This is a genomic window from Bacillus sp. JJ1474, from assembly GCF_036965225.1.
GTDB lineage: Bacteria > Bacillota > Bacilli > Bacillales > Cytobacillaceae > Cytobacillus.
The window spans coordinates 1-1,698 of sequence record NZ_JBALPC010000249.1; the positions used below are offsets into that span (position 1 = coordinate 1).

Annotated in this window: 3 protein-coding genes; all 3 read right to left on the bottom strand. The window is 29.3% G+C overall.

Features of this window, described 5'->3' with window-relative positions; all coding sequences use genetic code 11:
- A partial coding sequence (locus tag V7164_RS23550) for an NTP transferase domain-containing protein (protein ID WP_335355403.1) occupies nt 1-328 on the bottom strand: 328 nt, incomplete at its 3' end.
- Between the two features lie 13 nt (nt 329-341).
- Nucleotides 342-1,025, bottom strand: a complete 684-nt coding sequence (locus tag V7164_RS23555) for a type 1 glutamine amidotransferase (protein WP_335348483.1) — start codon at nt 1,023-1,025, stop codon at nt 342-344.
- Nucleotides 1,009-1,698, bottom strand: a 690-nt coding sequence (locus V7164_RS23560; RefSeq protein WP_335355404.1) for a PEP-utilizing enzyme, incomplete at its 5' end; no start/stop codon positions are given. The genes V7164_RS23560 and V7164_RS23555, both read right to left, overlap by 17 nt.

Sequence of the window (1,698 nt, forward strand, 5' to 3'; positions counted from 1 at the left end):
CAATTATATCGGTATCATAAATAATATCTCCATAAGATATTATTACTGAATCTAAATCAGCTATATCCTCCATAGCATACATAAGAGTAAACACCATATTCGTACAATGATAATACGGGTTATGCAAAGTACTCATCTTTAGATAATTTAACTCTTGCGAATGGTATCCAGTTAACAAAGTAATATCATTTATACCTGATTTCACCAATGTTTCAATTTGCCTTTCAATCAACGGTATCCCTGCCAAACTTACTTTACATTTTGGTAAATTCTCCGTATAGGGCCTTAATCTTTTCCCTTCTCCTGCTGCCAGTATAAAGGCTTTCAAATTTTCCACTCCTCTATTTAAAAAGATAATCAAATATATATTTATCTAATTTGGTAATTGTCTTTTCTCTTTCTGGGTGCCATTGTATACCTATAATCGGTAATTTTTTATGATAAAGTGCTTCTACTAAGATATTTGTTTTATATAAAACCTCTAAATCTTCTCCTAAATTCTCTATAAGAATTCCCTGGTTATGATAAGAATTGACGTTACACTCATAACATTCATTCCATTCATTAAAAATATTATTAACCATACTTATGGGATGACTTTGAATGATATGGTTTTCACCAATTGATTTAAGATCTTGCTCAATTTTCCCGCCGAAAAAAACATTTAACATCTGCATTCCACGGCAAACACCTAAGATAGGTATATTTTGTTCTATTCCATAATTAATTAATCCTATTTCTGTTTTGTCCCTTTCAAAAGAAACATTTTTTGAAATTGAAGGGTTTCCTCCATATAGCACTGGCGAAATATCATTTCCTCCAGATAAAATAATTCCTTGAATGTCAAAGCTATTTAAGAAATCATTTAATCTTTCTAATTTATTAGGAACAATCAAAGGGATTATGTTTAAATGTTCAAATAGAGTTGTCCATTCTTGATCCAAGCAATCTCTAGTTTCATTATAGTTAAATGAATTAGAAACTCTTTGTGAGATAGCTATAAGCTTTTTACTGTACTTTAACATAGCCTACACCACAATTTAATTCAGCTAATTTTGAGCTTACTACTTTAGTATAAATTACCTCACCGCAACCAATTGCTGCAGGAATATTAAATTCAGTACATCTAATAGCCATATGAGAATTAGCACCACCATATTTAGTTATTAGTCCAACAATAGAGTGAGTAAATATCCAGTCATATCCAGGATCAGCACATTCTATTACTACTATTTTATTATCTAAATTTGTATTTTGAAAATCTCCATTTAATACTATTATTTCTCCTGTTATTGACTTATTAGTTACATAATTTGGCTGATCCTCATTAATAATAAATGCAACAATATCTTTTTCAGTTGTAATTATAGGAGGCAGTTTTGTAAATTCTGTTATTCCATACTGTTCCTTACCAATTGTCACTTGACGTTGAAGCTCATTTTTCACATTTATTAATTCGGATTTATTAGCTAGACCTAAAATGGATTCAACTCTTATAAAAGCTAAATCCTCTCTACAAATCTCCAAATTAGATCCATAATCATTAATTAAAGACAATACATCACTAAGGTTTTTAGTAAACTCAAACTTTGCTTCTTCTCTTGCACTTATACTTGTACGAATAAATTCAATTAATTCATCAACATTAAAATCGAATTGAAATTCTTCAATTAGAGATTGTATTTTAATATATTGTTC